The following is a 19,029-nucleotide window of genomic DNA, read 5'->3' as shown; positions in this document are numbered from 1 at the left end:
GATTGTTAAAGCCCGCTTACTATAAATATTTTTATTAATGATATAACCGTTAAAGCCTAAAGACTTACCCCACGTTTCCAGGGAATAAAGTCATCCTGATTCAAAAGAACCGCCTTAGGAATTACTTCCCCACTGGCCGCCCTGATGCAGTATTCCAGAATATCTTCACCCATTTGCTCAATGGTTTTTTCCCCTTCGATAACCGGACCGCAGTTGATATCAATGATATCACCCATACGTTTGGTTAAAACATTATTAGTGGCTACTTTGATTGTCGGACACACAGGGTTTCCGGTAGGTGTACCCAAACCAGTAGTAAACAAAATTAAGGTTGCACCTGATGCAGCTTTACCCGTTGTCGCTTCTACGTCGTTTCCAGGTGTACATACCAGGTTTAATCCTGGCTTCGTGGCTGGTTCGGTGTAATCTAAAACGTCTTCAACCGGTGAAGTACCGCCTTTTTTTGCTGCACCGGTACTTTTAATCGCATCGGTTATTAATCCATCTTTGATATTTCCAGGAGACGGGTTCATGAAAAAGCCTGATCCAACGTTTTCAGCAGCCTGGTTATAGGCGGTCATCAACTGAATAAATTTACGTGCAGCGGTTTCATCTTTTGTGCGGTCAATCAATTGCTGTTCGGCACCGCAAAGCTCAGGAAATTCCGCTAAAAGAACGGTTCCACCCAGTGCTACCAGCAAATCTGAAGTATAACCCACTGCAGGGTTTGCACTGATGCCGCTAAAGCCGTCACTGCCACCACATTTTACACCTAAAACCAGTTTACTAACTGGTGCAGGCTGGCGCTCAATTTTATTGATTTCCGTTAAGCCGATAAAAGTTTTTCTGATGGCTTCTTTTACCAGTTGCTCTTCACTTTGAGACTGCTGCTGTTCAAAAACAAATAAAGGTTTATCAAAATTTGGAGACCGCTGTTTAAGGTCGTCCATAAAATCCTTTACCTGTAAATTCTGGCATCCCAAACTCAAAACGGTAACTCCCGCAACATTTGGGTGATCGGCATAAGCAGCAAGAAGCTTGCTTAACACCGCTGCATCCTGACGGGTACCTCCGCAACCTCCCTGATGATTCAAAAATTTAATGCCATCTACATTTTTAAAAATACGGTTTGCAACCGGATTTGCCTGTCCGATGGAAGTGGTATCGGCATCTTCAATATTTTCTCCATTCTTATATGCCTCCACCAGATGATGCGCATAAGATTTATACTTATCGGTTACAGCATATCCCAGCTCATTGTGTAAAGCCTCACGGATCACATCAAGATTACGGTTTTCACAAAATACTGTCGGGATAAACAACCAGTAATTGGCTGTGCCTACCCGGCCATCACTTCTGTGGTATCCATTAAAGGTTCTCCCCTCAAATTTCGACACATCAGGAGCCTGCCATTGATAATGGTAAGGTTTGAACTCAAAAGGTTCTGAAGCATGTTTAGTATTTTCGGTATCCATCAATCCACCTTTCGGAATGAAATGCTGCGCCTTTCCCACCAGTACCCCGTACATCATGATGTGGTCACCCGGATTCATATCCTGCATAAAAAATTTGTGCTTCGCCTGAATATCATCATGCAAAATATAATCCTGTCCATCATATATCACTGTTTCACCCTTAGCCAGGTCCTGTAAGGCTACCAATACATTGTCGTTGGGATGGATTTTTAAAATTCTAGTTACCATTTTTTAAGCTGTTCTTTCTGTATGCAAGTTACTTAAAGTTTCCTTTGCACCTTTATTCTGTAATAATTCAACGTAAGATTTTACGGCTTCATTGAAGCCAGGATAATTATTGAGGTTTTTATCCCATAAGCGTCTGTCGCCAAGCGTATTATCTACAACCGTTTCCGGGTTCTGCCAGTAACCGAACAAAACATCCGCCATTTCATCCTGTATAGGATAGTTTTTACCGTTTACCTGAGCACTGTATGATTCACCATCTTTGGTTACATTCATAAAAATGATGTACGCTGCTACACCTAAAGCTGTAAGCTGTGGAACTTCGTTCTTAAGCGCGTAATACCCTCTGATTAAAGGCATGTTACGCATCTGCAGTTTTGAAGTATAGTTTAGCGTGATTGCCTGCCACTGGTGCTCCAGAAAAGGGTTACTGAAACGGTCTACAACACTATTGGCAAAGGCAATAGCCTCATCAGCAGTGATGTCGGCATTTTCAACCACCGGCGCTATTTCTGTTTTCATCAGTTCAAGTACGTGTGCCGAGAACTCCTCATCCTGCATGGCTTCTTTCACCGTATGAAATCCCGCCAGGATAGCCAGTCCACAACTAATGGTATGTGTTCCGTTTAATAAACGAAGTTTTAACTCTTTAAACTTATCTATCGAAGGAACAATAAAAATACCTTTGTCTGCTTTTGCAAAAGACAGAATTTCTTTCACCTTTTCGCTCGACGATTCAATTGCCCAAAGTCTGAATGGCTCTGCCATAATCATTAAACCATCACTGTAACCCAATTCTGCCTCAATTTTCTTCTGTTCTTCAGCAGGGAGTTTGCCAGGTACAATCCGGTCTACCAATGTTTTACAAAAATAGTTGGCCGTTTTAAGCCAGTTTTCGAAATCCCAGCCTAACTTGTTCTGAATAGCGAGGTCAAGGATAATTTCCTTGAGCTTATCTGCATTATCGCTGATTAACTCAGTAGGCACGATAACCATTCCGCTTTCCTCCGAGCCATTGAAAGCTTGATATCGTTCAAAAAGAAACGCGAGGAGTTTACCCGGAAAAGATTGTGGCGGGTAATCGGTAATCTTATCTTCACTTTTTACAATACCGATTTCAGTAGTGTTGGAAATAACGACTTTCATCTCTGGCTGACGGGCTGTTTTTAAAATCTCCTCCCATTCGGAAGTAGCCGATAATACCCGGCTAATAGATGAATTAATTGAGTTTTCCTCTACCACAACTCCATCTTCGATGCCTTTTACGCAAAGCGTATATAGACCATTCTGATCAGCGAAATCATCAACACCTGCTTTGGAAGTTGTTTTAACCACCACTATTCTTCCGTTGAAAATCCCCTGATGATTGGCTTTATCAATAAAGTAGTCAGGCAAACCGCGCAATAAAACACCAGTCCCAAATTGGATTACTTTTTCTGGTAACTCCAACATTTCTGCTGTAGGCTTCAAAACCTTTTCGCCATTGATGTGCTGTAAATTCTCCTTGTTTAAAATCATGTTCTTACGATTTCCGTTATATAAATTTTCTATTTCCCCTTAGCAGCTAACCACTTCGGGTATTCTTTTTCAATTAATTTTTGCGCCCAGTTTCCGTACCATGCGTAACCACTTCGCCTTTCAGGGCTCAATTCTTCCAGTTTAGACTTGATGGTATTGTCACGGTCGCCAAAAATAGGAGCGTTCTTCTCCAGATCGTAAAACCGGGCCCAAACCATACTGCTATCATCGGCTACGAGCGCTGCCACTTTTCCTTTTTCCCTGTCGAAACGATAACCTTTTATCTTATAGGTCTCAAACCATTTCAAAGCAGCCGCTACAGCAGTTTTGATCCCTTCAGAAGGTTTATCCACTGACATTAGAAAACGGACAATACCAACCGATTCACTTGTGGCAAGTGATGCAGGCTCAAAGTTCCTTGCTTTTGCAGGCAGAAGGGAATCTTTGTCATATTGAGCAGCCCAAATCGTCAGCTGACCATTCTGATTCACCTGTGTTTGTAAAATACAATTTACTCCTGCCGTAACTGCTTTGGCGGCTTTGGGAACGTATTTGGCATCTACCGCTTCGAAATCATTTCTTTTGGTTGCAACATCCTGAAGGATGTTTAATACGTTGATCATTGCATCATCATTGAAAGTAATTTCCGATCGGTACAATGCTTTATCCGGGTAATATTGCGGCCAGCCCCCATTTCCATACTGAGCAGTCAGAATATAATCTATCCCTTTTTCGGCAGCCTGTAAATAGGCTTTGTTCCCGGTCTTTTTATATGCCTTAACCAAATAAATCACTTCTCTGCTGGTGGCTTTGTTATCAAAGGTTGCATGCAGATCTTTGGTTGACTTAATTTTAGCCAGTAATTCCGGACTGAGTGCAGCATCATAATTCACCACACTTTTATCTTCAAGCTGCTTAGGCCAGCCCCCGTTTCCGAGTTGATAAACCAGCATTTTTTCTGCAGTAGAATCTGTTGCGAACTGCGCGTAAGATGTCGCAAGCAGCATGCTACAAAAAAGGGTTAATAATACTTTAATTCTCATCATGTTTGCTAGTTTATCTTTAGTCCTGGAACTGGCAATTAACACGGAAATTTATCACCGTGATTACTGAATTTCCCCGACAAATTTTTATTTCTTACCTGGAACCTGCTTAATTAACCAGTTAACCAAATCGTTAGTGGCTTTGAAGTTTTCAAACTCCGCGGGCAGCTTTCTTCCATCGATATACTCGTTGTAAAACCAGGGATCGCCAACTGCGAAAACGGTTCCTTTTCCATATTTAGCGGTTGCGATAACTACATCTCCTTTATCTGTTAAAGCGGATGCTGCCGGATTCTTCGCAACAATGGTTGAAATTTCTTTGATGTAAACCTTTTTTGCTGTTTTAAATATGGAATTTCCCGCGGGTATCTGGACAGCCCCTTGCTCAAAGTTTGCACCCTGCACCTTATTGCGGCTATCCTCGTTAAAGTGAATGCCGAAGCTTTCAGGCAAAACATTGAATTTCGCGATTTCACAGTTTCCTGCATCATTTAACAACAATACCAGTACGCCGCCAGCTTTTACCCATTCGCTAACCTGCTTCGCATGCTCTGCAGTCATAAAGTTTGGATTGGCAGTTTCCTTCTCAGTATCCGGATCTACGATGATATAAATATTAGTTCCCTTTAAATTTGCAGTTGTAGGTGCTGATTTCAGTGTAGTTGTTTTTACACCGGCGTCGTTGAATACCTTACCAAATAAGGAAAATCCGTTGTTATCATCTTCATCCCAAACATAATGAAAGGGGATTTTATCCCCGGTTGGTCCGGTTATATATTCGTTGTTAAAGAAATTATCGACCGTTACGGTTAAGCCTTTACCAATTTTTGGTAAAGCATCTGTTTCCATCTCTGCCGCAGCACATACAAATGCCCCCATGCCTTTTGGATCATTTGTAATCACCTTTTCGCTAATGTAATAATCGAAACTTCCATCACGGTATTTCGGCTTACCCCCTAAACCGGAAACAGAAACCGTTTTGGTTAAGTTTACACGTTCGTCACCGGCATTTTCAATAAATTCTTTTTTCAGTCCGGCATAACCTTTATTTGCGGCAGCCATAAAAGACTGAGGTAACCAGCCTTTCCGAACACCTTTTGCCAGGCCGTAAACGAACATGCTTGATGCTGAACTTTCAAGATAGTTGCCTTTTCTTGCCGGCATATCCATGATATCAAACCAAACACCTGATTTTTGGTCCTGATATTTCACTGTTGCAGTTGCCGTACGGTTCAATATCGCTAACAATTCCTTCCGTTGCGGATGATTTTCAGGGAAATTATCCAATACATCAACCAAAGCCATGATGTACCAACCCATCGCCCTTGCCCAGAAATTAGGCGAACGACCTGTAGTTTTATCTGCCCATTGCTCTGTTTTACTTTCATCATAACCATGATAAAGCAAGCCCGTTTTTGCTTCACGTGCATTCTTTTCCATTAAGATAAACTGCTTTGCCACATCGTCGAAAGCAGCATCTTTTTTCATCAGTTTGGCGTATTCAGCATAAAATGGCTCGCCCATGTACAAGCCATCCAACCACATTTGATTAGGATATATTTTTTTATGCCAAAAACCTCCCTCATTGGTACGGGGCTGTTTTTGTAACTGATCGTATAAACGAGTAGCAGCCAGTAAGTATTTTTGCTGACCAGTTACTTTATATAACAGCAAGAGAGAGCGGCCATTTTTAACATTGTCGATATTAAAATCTTCAGCTTTATAGGTGGCAATATTTCCTTCTTTATCCAGGTAGGCATCCATGGAAGACTGGATGTATTTGAAATACTTCCCATCACCGGTATTGCGCCAAACCGCCGCTGCACCTTCGAGCACAACTCCCATATCGTAACTCCATCTCGGGCCTTTTGCACCTTTTAAAACGGTTGTATCCTGAAATAGCTTTTCCATTGCAGTTAATGTCAACTGTTCAGAAAGTTTCTTTTGAGCAAAACTATTTTGAACCAAAGATGAGCATCCTAAAATGGCTACCGCTGTATATAAAATTGTTCTCTTCATGTTTTTCATTTTGCAATCTCCAATACCGATTGATCAATACCTTCGCCAAATGCCGATGTTTTCTTTGCTTTAGATACATCTGTTCCGGTAACTTTTATCCCCCTGGTTTTATCGCCACTGATATCAAACAGAAGATCAGCACCGTTTTTATATAGAAGTCCGTTGAAGCTGATGTTTGTACCATTCTGTACCCTGACAATCGGATTGGTATCATCGGTAATGACATTAACATTTTTGAGTGAGATACCTGAAGCCTCGATGATTTCAATCCCTTTTTTTGCCTGGATGGTCACATTTTCAAGATGAACATCTTTAATATTCATTTCGGGTAAACCCCTAAAAAAAATTGCTTTATCAGCACCGTTTGCAACAATGTCTTTGATATAAAAATTTTTAAACTGGGGTGTGGCTTCAGTAACGGGTACTGTCACCGTTTTAATTGCCTCACGCTTCTCCCCTGCTAATGGAACAGGATCAACAGCAGCATAATACATGTCGAACAGAATAGCTTCGCCGGGAATATCGATCATATTAATATTGTTTACGTAGATATTTTCCACTACACCTCCTCTTCCACGTGTGGTTTTAAAACGCAGGCCAATGTCAGTACCGATAAAAGAACAGTCGTAAACCCAGATATTTCTGGCGCCACCGCTCATTTCACTACCGATTACGAAACCGCCATGTGCGTGATAAACTACATTATTTCTTACAATCACATTTTCGGTCGGAACGCCACGCTTGCGCCCGGCTTCATCCCTTCCGGATTTAATGCAGATCCCATCGTCGCCAACATCAAATGTACTGCCTTCAATGAGTACATTTTTACATGATTCAACATCAACACCATCTCCGTTTTGTGCATACCAGGGGTTTTTCACCTGTAAATTTCGTAGCGTTAAATCCTGGCAAAGCAGAGGATGTAAGTTCCATGCCGGTGAGTTCTGAAAGGTAACTCCTTCTAATAAAACTTTTTTGCAATTGGTAAGTACAACCAGGTTTGGCCTTAAGAAATCTTTAATATCTTCATAATCAGCAGCAGTTTTTCCGGGAACAATCAACCCTGCATTTTTAGTTTTCGAGCCTTTAACTGTTTTTTCGGATGGGTACCACATTTTCCCGTCTTCACTAACCACACCACCTGAAGCAATTAATTTCTTCCACTGTGTTTCCGTAAGCTTATCTTTTTTAACCATGCGCCAGGCGCCACCATTTCCATCTACAATACCTGAACCTGTAATGGCGATATTTTCGAGATTAGTGCCTGAAATCGGACTTTGATTTCTCCATGCCGGCTGTCCCTCCCAATTTCCTTCAACCAATTTGTATTGACTGAAGTCATCGGTAAACTGAAGGATAGCATCCCGTTTTAAATGAAGGTTTACGTTGCTCTTAAGCTCAATAGGGCCAGTTAACCATAGTCCGGAAGGGATTAAAACGACACCACCCCCTTTTTTGCTTACAGCAGAAATTGTCTGATTAATCATTGAGGTATTTAAAGTAATACCATCGCCTTTGGCACCTGAAGAAACAATATTTGTCGTATCGTTTTTAAATTTAACCTGCTGAATTACTGGAAGTTTAGGGATCTGCTGTGCCATCACCGAACCTGCAGACAGCAAAAAAATACATGCGAGAGCTATTTTAGAACGGCATAAACTACCAGAAATATGTTTCATTATTTGTGCTGTTAAATTATACTTGGTTATCGTAATAACAAGTGTACGTTGTTTGGGTGTAAAAGAGAAAAGAAATCTATGCAATCGTTGCCGGAAAACATTACAAAAAAAAGCAACGAATACAATTTAAATAATTGATTGATAATTATTTACCACTCAACCGTTATTCAGGTAACCACCCTCGGAAAACGTTTTCCAAAATGTAACTTTTATATTCAGCTTCCGAAAGCTGGTGTGACCAGTCTGCCCTGCCTTTAGAGTTTGCACCCTGTCCTCTGTTTTTATATTCTGCATAATAGGCTGTTTGTTCATTACTTGCCTTGCCCCAGTTATGCCATCCCTCACTGCGAATCAGCTCTGGCAAGTCGCAATTTAAGAAGACAACCTTCGCGTATGGTCTCCATGGGCGCCCAAGATAAAAACTGTTTGCCGGGGCATCGCCCCTTACCTTGCAGTTATTGAAAACATAACCATAACGCGTCGTATCGGCAGTGGAAGCAGCGGTAATATATCCCTGTTTTTTACAAAAAAGGATACAATTCTCGAACCAGGCGGTGGCCGCGCCGAAAATATAATCTACTGTTCCTTCAATGTAGCAATTCTTATAATATTGGCGGTTATTACCTCCGTAGGTATACAATGTATCCTGAAACCCTAAAAATCGGCAGTTTGTGAAAACAGACTTATCTCCTCCTGCCCAAACGGCAACGGCCTGGCCAACCGGACCAGACGAATTTTCGAAGGTGATGTTTTCAGCAGAGAATCCCTCACCATAAATGTAGAAACTCGATGAGCCGGAAGTGCCTTTTTCTTCCCCAAAAGCGTTTTTCTTCTGCGCATAATCATCATAGGTTAAAATGGTTTCGTTCAAACTCTCCCCAATAAATTTTACGTTTTTTTTAGATGCAGCAAGGATAAGCTTCTCCTTATAATTCCCTTTTTTAATAAAAATTATAGTTACTTTATTTCTAAAATCAGGAACGGCATGAATGGCTTCCTGTACAGTTTTAAAGTTACCGCTTCCGTCTGCAGCGACTACAAAATCTGCTTTAATCTCCATTGCATTTGCGGCAAAAGAAATGATGGTTAATAAAAATAGGATAATGGATTTCATAAATCTGGTTAGGCTAAAATAAAATCGGCCACGTAAAAGAATAAACTTTACCACGCAGCCGTGTTTTAAAATATATGATAAACAATGTTAGACATAATTAATCGGGAGAAAGAAAAAATTAATAATAAACAGCGCAAACGATGTCGGGAACGATTGCACAGTAAACATTTGGCATAAAATAAAAAATGCTTAATCTTGTTTACAAGTCAACATTTGCGGTTATAGACTACCAGCATCATGTGGCTGCAGATTTTGAGCAATTTACCGCTAACCAAATATAATGCAAATGAAATACTTATTGCACTCCATGCTTGCTATCAGCCTTTTGGCGAATGGTGCCACCCATGCACAAAAGCTAACTCAAGTATCAAAGGTGTGGGTATCTGATCAGGGCAACGGAACCTATAAAAACCCCGTTCTGAATGCAGACTATTCAGATCCTGATGCCATTCGCATAGGTGATGATTTTTATATGGTTGCTTCGAGTTTCGATGCCATACCTGGCCTACCCATCCTTCATTCAAAAGACCTGGTTAACTGGAAAATCATCGGACACGCTTTGAAACGCCAGCCACCATTTGAACATTTCGAAAAAACACAGCATGGAAATGGCGTATGGGCACCGTCTATCCGGTACAGAAACGGCGAGTTTTACATTTATTACCCCGATCCGGACTTCGGAATTTACCTGACCAAAGCAAAGCGCATTACCGGCGAATGGTCCACCCCCCAACTGGTAGCAAGTGGAAAGGGCCTCATTGATCCGTGCCCGCTGTGGGATGATGACGGAAAAGCCTACCTGGCCTATGCCTATGCAGGAAGCCGCGCAGGGATTAAAAGTCTGTTGGCAATAATGCCCTTATCTGCCGATGGAACAACTGCAACAGCGAGGGGTAGAATTGTTTACGATGGACATGAACTCGACCCTACCATTGAAGGACCTAAGTTTTATAAAAGGAATGGATATTATTATTTGTTTGCGCCTGCCGGGGGTGTTTCAACAGGGTGGCAACTGGTGCTGAGAAGTAAAAATGTATTCGGTCCGTACGAACGAAAAGTAGTGATGGACCAGGGTAATTCAACAGTTAACGGCCCTCATCAAGGTGCATGGGTAAATACACAAACGGCTGAAGACTGGTTTTTACATTTTCAGGATAAAGATGCTTACGGAAGAGTTGTGCACCTGCAACCCATGAAATGGGTGAACGACTGGCCTGTTATAGGAACAGATAAAGACGGTGATGGAAAGGGTGAGCCTGTAATGATTTACAAAAAGCCCGATGTTGGTAAGACTTATCCGGTCACAACACCAGCAGAAAGTGATGAATTCAACACTGTCGATTTAGGTTTGCAATGGCAATGGCAAGCCAATCCTCAACCCGCCTGGTATTTTACTGACGCATGTAAAGGCGTAATAAAACTCTACAGCGCAAAAGTTCCGGATGAAGCAAAAAACCTTTGGGATGTGCCAAATTTACTGATGCAGAAGTTTCCTGCGGAGGAATTTGTGGCGACAACAAAAGTCTACTTCAAACCCAATCCGAAGTTGGAGAATGAACAAACAGGACTTGTAGTAATGGGCAGGAGTTATGCTCAGCTCAGTATTAAGAGTAAAAAGGAAGGACTGTATCTTGTTTACAGCATATGTCACAATGCAGATAAAGGAAAAACAGAAGATAAGAAAGAGATCATAAAACTTAAATCCGGACAGCTGCAATTGCGTGTACAGGTTTTCAAGGGAGCAAAGTGTCAGTTCAGTTATAGCGAAGACGGAATAAAATTCGTTAATGCTGGTGAAGAATTTCAGGCAACAGCCGGACAATGGATCGGTGCAAAATTAGGTTTATTCTCTATCAGAGATACTCAAACCAATGATTCTGGTGTAGCAGAGTATGATTGGTTTAAAATAGATAAATAATCAATAGCTCCACAGTAGGATACCTACCGTGGAGCTAACCCATCTAAATAAGGGATTGCTATAATACAATGAACTCCTAAAAATTGAAAACCTTCGAAGCTGATAAGGCCTCAGAACCCCAGTCTTTTAGTGCGCCAGCTACAATTTTACCCAGGGCCGCGTTTGTAGTAGGTTTTCCTTTTACTGGTGCAGTCAGATCTTTTTCAGGAACAGTAACCTCGGTTACTTTAGTAGCAAACCAGGTCATATTCTCATGAGGCACAGCCAGGCCTAAAATCATGCCAGGCAAGCCTGTAAAAGATTCAGGGCCACCAGACACTGCAATCTGATTAGTATAATAAGCTACGACATAAATTGAATCCATAATCACCGCATTTGCCCGTCTGCATTCATACCCTGCAATCTCACGTGTTTCATCGGTAATTTTCCAGTTAATTTTACGCAAACTATCCTTAACCAGATAGGTTTCCTCGTAAACTCGTTTTTGGGAAGTACTTGTTTGTGTATTAAAATCAGTAGCAATAGTATTCTTTAAATCAGCAAACAAATCTCTTGTTGCCCAGTTGTTGCTCATCGTCTCTTCAGGCGAAGTCCATTTATATAAACTTCTGTCTTTTGTGAAACTCAGACTACTTTTTGAGACTTTAAACTGAGGAAAATTTTTCTTATACTGATCAAAAGCCGGTCCGTACCAGGACTCGTTTTCCTTATTAATCTTCTTTTTGATAATGGCATACATATTCGATCTTTTCTCAAACTCGATTACCCCGTTTTGAACGAAGTGTACATTTTGAGCAAACAGGTTTGCATTAAAGAAAGTAATTGTAGTAATGATGAGATATTTAAGCGTTTTTTTCATGATTATTTTTTTGTTTGAAGACCACCACCCATTTTACTAAAATCCCATATTAAGGAGAACAAAAAGTATCGTTGAATAGTAGTATAGCTACTTTGTGTTATGTTCCCATTCGATGCAGAACGGTCAAAACCAACATTTTGATTAAGGATATCGTTCACTGCTAAAGAGGCCTTCAAATTTTGCGATTTGAAAAACTTTTTAGATACCGAAGCGTTCCAGAGAAAACGCGAAAAATCCTGGTTAAAGGTTTGGGTTGCTCCCTTAAACTCGTATTGCCCGTCAGTATAAACCTCAAATTTACCCGGAAGCTGGACTTCAATTCTTCCATAACCGTCCCATCCCCATCCATCACTGTTACTGGAAGTATTCACACTCGCCCTGGCAACATTGTAGGTAGGCCCAAAACGTCCGTAGAAATTATACTTTTTCTCCTTATATTTTGAAATGTTAACCCCACCCTGATAAGTATAATTTTTTGTATTGTTTAACACCCGGTTACCAACACCATTTACAAGGCTGGTAATGTAATTGTAAGAGGTATTTCCGTATACATAACCATTAATACCAACGTTCATATCAATGCCTTTTATTTTTCTGCTCGTTTGACCATTAAATGAAAAGTTTGATGGTATTTCATTAGAAAGATTGACAGATTTATAAGTACTCTTTGCTGTCGACGTCTCCGTAACCACATCGCTCACAATCGGATTTGCAGTAAAGCTGTAATAGGCGCTTAGCCAGATTGACTGATCGGAAATCACTTTATAAGAGTTATAATTTGCGCTTATACTGCTTCTGAAAGATGGACGCAATTCGGGGTTACCAAGCGTAATATTCAATGGATCCGTATTGACACGAATAGGCTGAATTTGCTCCAGGGTAGGTTGATTCGTGTTACCGTTATAATTAAACCTTAATGATTTCTGCTGTGAAAACCGATACTGATAGGAAGCCTGAGGCATATAATTGACAAAATTGCGCGTATACGACCTGTTGTTATATACATCGAACTGTTTGAAGTTAACCCCGCTGAACTTGGAGCCTAAGGTTGCAATTGATTTTCCTTTTTTATAATTAAATACAGCCCCGCCCTGATTAATGATCTGGTCCAGTTCATAATCATTACTAAACTCAGTATCTAAAATATTGTAAACACCATTTACAGATTGATTAAAAGATTTACGGTCTGATTGACCATTCATTAAACTTAATCCATAATTCACAATCACACTTAAAGAAGCCGTTATGGGTTCAGTATAAGCCAGATTAGACCTGAAAGTGGAATTGGTAATCTGGTTAACCTTATACTGATTAATCAAACTGTCAGGCCTACCTGTTGCATAAAATTTATTATCCGAGTTTAGATAACCTTCCGTATCACTTTTGTTGATTGATTCACTTAAACTTAACGAAAGGGTACGTCCTTTTTTCTTAAGCCGCTTGGTTAGTAAAGCAGTGGCATTAAACACCTGATCCTTTACATTGTTCTCGAGCTTCCTGTCGGTTGAATTAATAAGCGAACCAGCGCCATTCCGGCTTTCAGTGTTATATCTATTGAAGGTGTTACTTTCTTTTAAGGTTCCATCAACACTTACTTTAAGCGTTAAGGTGGTATCTAATTTAATTTCGTACGTGGCATCCAGTTTCTGCCTGAACATATCATTATTGTTATATTGATCCGACACGTTATTGATCACCCCAGCAGTTTGATTATTCTGGCTAATGGTATTCCGGTCGCCACTTACCCGTATTGATCCGATTTTGTAGTTCGTATTTAGCGATTCTTTGTCTTTATTCCACTTACTGTCGAAATGCAAACCTCCCGTTCGTGCTACCGGTAAGCCCTCACCGTTATATTGCCCGTCGTAACTATCAAAATCATCGCCACCTGAACTGAAATACATATATCCATCGTCGCTCATCGTCATGGCGCTACCGCTATATTTATCCCGGTCATCCCATCCTAAACCAACTGTACCGTTATTGCCAAAAATACCATAGGCAGAAAACTTCTTTTTACCCCAGAACTTGTTTAGCATCAATTGTCCGGTATAATAATCATCAGTTCCATACCCGCCCTGTGCTTTACCAAAATAACCATTCTTTTTATCCTCTTTCAGTTTCACATTAATTGTTTTGGTTTTTTCACCGTCGTCGATACCGGTAAAACTGGCCTGATCACTCGCTTTGTCGTAAAGCTGAACAGATTCAACCATATCTGCGCGCAGGTTTTTGGTTACCAGCGTTGGGTCGTCGCCGAAAAACTCTTCCCCATCAACCAATACTTTCTGAACAGTTTTACCCTGTGCGGTAATCTTTCCGTCTTTATCTACCTGTATACCTGGAAACTGCTTAAGCAAATCTTCTACTTTCGAATTGGGCTCGATATTAAAAGCTTTAGGGTCAAACTCAACTGTGTCCCCTTTTATTTTCATCGCTGCGCGGTTACCCTTAATAATGACATCGGCTAAAAGCTTTGCCATGCCTGTTAAATTTATCTTCCCAAAGTCTTTGACCTGGGTAGTTGAATCGAGGGTAAAATGCTCCACAAAATCGGCGTATTTTGGATAAGAGGCTAATAAAATGAACTTACCGTTTTTTATGCCATTGAGTTCAAAAGTCCCATTTTCAGATGTGCGTGTAAATTTCACCAGTGTAGAGTCTTTGGCATTTAAAATCGCCACGGATGTTCCAGACAGTAATGTTGTTGAAGCAGTATCGATCGTGCGGCCTTTAATGCTGTGCTGCTGGGTTTGCGCCTTTAAACATGTGCCAAAGGAAAACAGCAGGCACATAGAGAGTAAGAGTCGTTTCATTAAGTAGATTGTTTTGTTTTTCCTAAGGTAAACTAATCCCTTAGTTTTATAAAACGTTTTAACCTTTTTTAACAAAAAAATAATGTATTATCTTCACTACATATTCTATGAAACGCAAATATGAAGCTTCCATCTCTAAATCATCTTTATACCGGATTAATAAACGTCATTAAACGGTTCCCGCTTGAATTTTTATTTGCGCTTTGCGCTACATTTTGCTGGTGTTATTATATTCACCTTTCCGATTACAGGCAGCGAACTGAATTACACGAAGAACTTCGTGATACGCTCATAAAGTGTATCATGATGATGAACCTGGCACTGGCATTTATGCTGGCACTGGATTTATTTGCAGAACGAAACAATTATCCAATTGTAAAAAAATGGATGTTACGAATGGTTGCGCTCGCCTTTTGCGTGCTGCTTTTCTTTCTGCTTGACCCAATCCATCGAATTGCAGACATGTTCAGGATTGTGCTGCTGGCCTTCGCATTTCATCTTTTAGTCGCTTTTTCCCCATTTACGGGCAGTGACAATACTCAGGGGTTCTGGCAGTTTAATAAAATCCTCTTCCTGCGGTTTCTAACATCAGCCTTATATTCGGCGGTGCTGTTTGCAGGACTGGCAATTGCCCTGGTTGCCATAGACGGTCTATTTGCAGCAGATATCAGATGGTCTACCTACATGATAGTTTTTGCCATTATTACTGCAGGCTTCAATACCATATTCTTCCTTTCTGGGCTACCTACAGATATTCCCGGCCTAAATGAAGATCACAGTTATCCAAAAGGTTTAAAAATATTTACCCAGTTCGTGCTCATTCCGCTGATGACCATTTACCTGGCCATACTATTGGTTTATGAAATTAAGATCATCATCCTTTGGCAATTACCCAAAGGCCTTGTATCGAGCTTAGTATTGGGTTACGCTGTTTTTGGCATATTATCGTTGCTGTTAATTTACCCAATAAAGGATACTGCCGGCAATGGCTGGATTAAATTATTTTCTAAGTTTTTTTACGTCATGCTTATCCCATTAATCATACTGCTAACACTTGCCGTATCAAAACGTGTGGGGCATTATGGAATTACCGAAAGCCGGTACATCATCATCGTATTGGCTTTGTGGCTGGCAGCCATTACAATCTACTTCCTGTTCAGTAAAAAGCAAAACATCAAAACCATTCCTGTAAGCCTTTGCCTCATTGCTCTGCTGGCTACTTATGGCCCGCAGAGTGCGTTTTCAGTTTCAAAGTATTCGCAGCTGAACCGACTGGAAAGAATGTTGAAATCGAAGAAACCTGAAGACCTGAAAGAGAAACCATCCGTAATCAGATACCTCATACAAGCCCATGGGTTAGCCATCCTTCAGCCATTTGTTAAAAAAGACCTTTCTGAAATTGAACGTAAAATAGAACTTAAAAATGATTACGTCTATAAGCAGCGGGAAGATAAAATAGATACGGCAATGGCCTTGCTAAAGATAAAAGACGAAGGAGAGACTGCCAGAAAGAGCATTAGTTTCACACTGGTGAATGATGAAAATGAGATTTTAAAGGTTAAGGGCTATGATTATGCAATAGAGATGAACACTTACCCGCAGCCTAAAAATTTCGTGGTAAATGGCCATAAAATAGAAACCAATAGCAATAATGCAGGAAACAACCTGACCTTATCAGTAGATGCAATAGAAGTCTTATACATTGACGTAAACAAAATTTTCAAAGAAGCCATACTCGCCTTCAAGAGAGATAGCCTGAAAGCAACAAAAAATAAGCAGGAATTTTATTATCCCGGAAAGCTGATGCAGTTTAGCAAAACACTGGCAGGTTATGAATACACAGTTGTTATTACTTCGCTGCAACAAACCTATTATCCTGACGATGACACGGAGATTGCGAGAAACTGGGGAGATTCCAAAAGCTATTTACTTATTAAAAAGCTTTAGCAAAAAATATCAATAGCGTTACTAAATGGTCATTTAGTAACGCTATCAGTTTAGGGATTGGTAGACCAGGCAGAAACGTCTTTAATAAAAATCCTTCTGTTTAACTTCAGCTGTGCGATGATCACTTCCGCCAGATCTTCAGGTTGCATCACCTTATCCGGGTTGCCATCTGTTAACTTCAGATCAATTGCCATATCCGTAGCAGTGGTACTTGGTGCTAGTGCAGTAACCCTGATGTTATGCTTCCTCATTTCCTGCATCAGAGAAGTCGAAAATGCATTAACCGCTGCTTTTGAGGCAGAATAAGCACTGGTTACAGCCGCAGGACTAAAAGCAGATGAGCTGGAAATATTAATGATATCTCCGGTTTGCTTCTCCATCATTTGCGGAACAACAGCACGGGTCACGAAATAAGTACCGATTAAATTGGTTTGTATTACTTCCTGCCATTCGGTTGGATCAAGCTCTAAAAACTTTGCAAATTTTCCGATTCCGGCATTGTTGATCAGGATATCAATAAATCCAAGTTCTGACTGTATTTTCTCAACAGCACTGTTTACCGAGTCCAGATTTGCTACATCAGCCGTAGCTGTAGCCACCTTAACATGATATGTCTTTAACTCTTCAGCAAGTTGATCCAGATGACTTTGGGTTCTGCCAACCAGCGCAACGTTTACACCTTCATTCGCCAGGGCAATGGCAATTGCCTTGCCTATCCCTCTTCCTGCACCAGTAATTAATGCATTTTTCCCTGATATATTTTCCATTTTATTGATGTTATTTTTACTACAAATCAAATTTAATCCCCTGTGCCAAGGGCAAAGTATCCGAATAATTGATGGTATTCGTTTGCCTGCGCATGTAGGCTCTCCAGGCATCCGATCCGCTTTCCCTACCGCCGCCTGTTTCTTTTTCACCACCAAAAGCGCCACCAATTTCGGCGCCTGATGTGCCGATGTTCACATTTGCAATACCACAATCAGAACCTATAGCAGATAAGAATTGCTCGGCTTCTCTTAAGTTCAAAGTCATAATTGCCGATGACAAACCCTGGGGCACGCCATTTTGTAGCGCAATCGCCTCTTCCAGTGTACTATATTTAATCAGGTACAGGATAGGAGCGAAGGTTTCATGCTGCACAATTTTGTATTCATTCTTTACTTCAGCGATGCAAGGCCTCACATAACAGCCACTGGTATAATGATCACCTGTTAAAACGCCGCCCTCTACAATAAAATTACCACCTTCCACTTTACATTTCTGTATCGAATCGAGATAAGCTGCAACAGCATCCTGATCTATAAGTGGCCCCACGTGATTATGCTCATCAAGGGGGTTGCCGATACGTAACTGATCATAAGCTTTAACCAGCTTCTCTTTAAACGCGTCATACACACTTTCGTGAATAATCAACCTCCGGGTGGATGTACAACGTTGCCCGGCAGTACCTACCGCACCGAACACCGCGCCTATCAAACTCATATCCAAATCCGCATGTTCAGAAATGATGATCGCATTATTACCACCTAATTCTAAAAGGCTTTTCCCCAGGCGTGCGCCCACTGTAGCAGCAACCTCTTTACCCATCCGGGTAGATCCTGTTGCCGAAATTAAAGGAATCCTGCTGTCATTTGTCATTAATTCACCAACTACCCGGTCACCTAAAATCAGGTTGCAAACGCCTTCTGCTACATCATTTTGCTTAAAAACATCCGCAATAATGTGCTGACAGGCTATTGCGGTTAGCGGTGTTTTTTCTGATGGTTTCCAGATGCAAACATTGCCACAGACTAATGCCAGGGCAGCATTCCAGCTCCACACCGCCACAGGGAAGTTGAATGCTGAAATGATACCTACAATCCCAAGCGGATGCCATTGCTCATACATCCTGTGGCCCGGCCTTTCGCTATGCATGGTTAAACCATAAAGCTGACGTGACAGTCCTACTGCAAAATCGCAGATATCTATCATCTCCTGAACTTCCCCAAGCCCTTCCTGAAGACTTTTACCCATCTCATAAGAAACCAGTGTTCCTAAAGCTTCTTTCTTCTGCCTCAATGCATCACCAAACTGGCGCACCACTTCACCTCTTTTCGGTGCAGGAACGGTTTTCCATTGAGCAAAAGCAGTTTTTGCTTTTTCTACAATGGTTTCATAGTCTCCAGGGCTGGCTACTTTAGCTGTAGCAATGAGTTTTCCATCAACAGGAGAGAAGCTTGCTAAACTTTCATTGTTTAAATTGCCTCCCCAAACCTTTCCGGTACTGAAAGCGGCATTGTTGGTTTCTATACCAAGCTCATTTAAAATAGACTGAATATCTGTATTCATATATCTAACGATTTACACAAAAAAACGAAAAATTAAAGTAAAGCAGCCTACATTTGAGTCTTTACTTTATCACAATTGTTAAAGGTTG

The 19,029-nt window shown here is 40.9% G+C and carries 12 protein-coding genes; 2 read left to right on the top strand and 10 right to left on the bottom strand.

The window, feature by feature from the left end; translation table 11 throughout:
* Positions 1–56: 56 nt before the first annotated feature.
* The 6 genes from AB669_RS14960 to AB669_RS14935 form a co-directional block, all read right to left on the bottom strand.
* A complete protein-coding gene (locus tag AB669_RS14960) occupies positions 57–1,703 on the bottom strand; it encodes a UxaA family hydrolase (protein ID WP_047800087.1) in 1,647 nt (548 codons plus the stop codon).
* A 3-nt stretch (positions 1,704–1,706) separates the two neighbouring features.
* Positions 1,707–3,218 (bottom strand): tagaturonate reductase, encoded by a 1,512-nt coding sequence (locus AB669_RS14955; protein ID WP_047800086.1) that lies wholly within the window; start codon positions 3,216–3,218, stop codon positions 1,707–1,709.
* Positions 3,219–3,247: 29 nt separating this feature from the next.
* Complete coding sequence (pelA, locus tag AB669_RS14950) at positions 3,248–4,264, bottom strand: pectate lyase (RefSeq protein ID WP_082120709.1); 1,017 nt, start codon at positions 4,262–4,264, stop codon at positions 3,248–3,250.
* Between the two features lie 84 nt (positions 4,265–4,348).
* Positions 4,349–6,280 (bottom strand): DUF4350 domain-containing protein, encoded by a 1,932-nt coding sequence (locus tag AB669_RS14945; protein ID WP_047800401.1) that lies wholly within the window; start codon positions 6,278–6,280, stop codon positions 4,349–4,351.
* Between the two features lie 5 nt (positions 6,281–6,285).
* Complete coding sequence (locus AB669_RS14940) at positions 6,286–7,959, bottom strand: glycoside hydrolase family 28 protein (RefSeq protein WP_047800084.1); 1,674 nt, start codon at positions 7,957–7,959, stop codon at positions 6,286–6,288.
* Between the two features lie 163 nt (positions 7,960–8,122).
* Positions 8,123–9,073, bottom strand: coding sequence for a pectinesterase family protein (locus AB669_RS14935; protein ID WP_047800083.1), 951 nt, complete (start codon positions 9,071–9,073; stop codon positions 8,123–8,125).
* Between the two features lie 286 nt (positions 9,074–9,359).
* On the opposite strand from AB669_RS14935, the gene AB669_RS14930 reads away from it, so the two are divergent.
* Positions 9,360–10,991: a glycoside hydrolase 43 family protein gene (locus AB669_RS14930; protein ID WP_053058425.1), complete on the top strand. Its 1,632-nt coding sequence runs from the start codon at positions 9,360–9,362 to the stop codon at positions 10,989–10,991.
* Positions 10,992–11,067: 76 nt separating this feature from the next.
* Here the strand turns inward: AB669_RS14930 and AB669_RS14925 are convergent, their stop codons facing one another.
* Together AB669_RS14925 and AB669_RS14920 are read right to left on the bottom strand one after the other, a co-directional pair.
* Positions 11,068–11,850: a GLPGLI family protein gene (locus AB669_RS14925; RefSeq protein WP_047800082.1), complete on the bottom strand. Its 783-nt coding sequence runs from the start codon at positions 11,848–11,850 to the stop codon at positions 11,068–11,070.
* Positions 11,851–11,852: 2 nt separating this feature from the next.
* Entirely contained in the window at positions 11,853–14,666 is a 2,814-nt protein-coding gene (locus AB669_RS14920) for an outer membrane beta-barrel family protein (protein WP_047800081.1), read from the bottom strand.
* Positions 14,667–14,786: 120 nt separating this feature from the next.
* Here AB669_RS14920 and AB669_RS14915 point away from each other — a divergent pair, with 120 nt between their 5' ends.
* A complete protein-coding gene (locus tag AB669_RS14915) occupies positions 14,787–16,613 on the top strand; it encodes a DUF4153 domain-containing protein (protein WP_047800080.1) in 1,827 nt (608 codons plus the stop codon).
* A 50-nt stretch (positions 16,614–16,663) separates the two neighbouring features.
* Here AB669_RS14915 and AB669_RS14910 read toward each other — a convergent pair whose 3' ends face one another.
* Positions 16,664–17,380, bottom strand: coding sequence for a 3-ketoacyl-ACP reductase (locus AB669_RS14910; protein ID WP_047800079.1), 717 nt, complete (start codon positions 17,378–17,380; stop codon positions 16,664–16,666).
* 19 nt (positions 17,381–17,399) lie between these two features.
* Complete coding sequence (locus AB669_RS14905) at positions 17,400–18,941, bottom strand: aldehyde dehydrogenase family protein (protein WP_047800078.1); 1,542 nt, start codon at positions 18,939–18,941, stop codon at positions 17,400–17,402.
* Positions 18,942–19,029: the final 88 nt, after the last annotated feature.

The sequence above is a fragment of the Pedobacter sp. BMA genome, assembly GCF_001027745.1.
Classification (GTDB): domain Bacteria; phylum Bacteroidota; class Bacteroidia; order Sphingobacteriales; family Sphingobacteriaceae; genus Pedobacter.
Note: the sequence above shows the minus strand (reverse complement) of the source record. Positions and strands in the feature narration are given on the sequence as shown.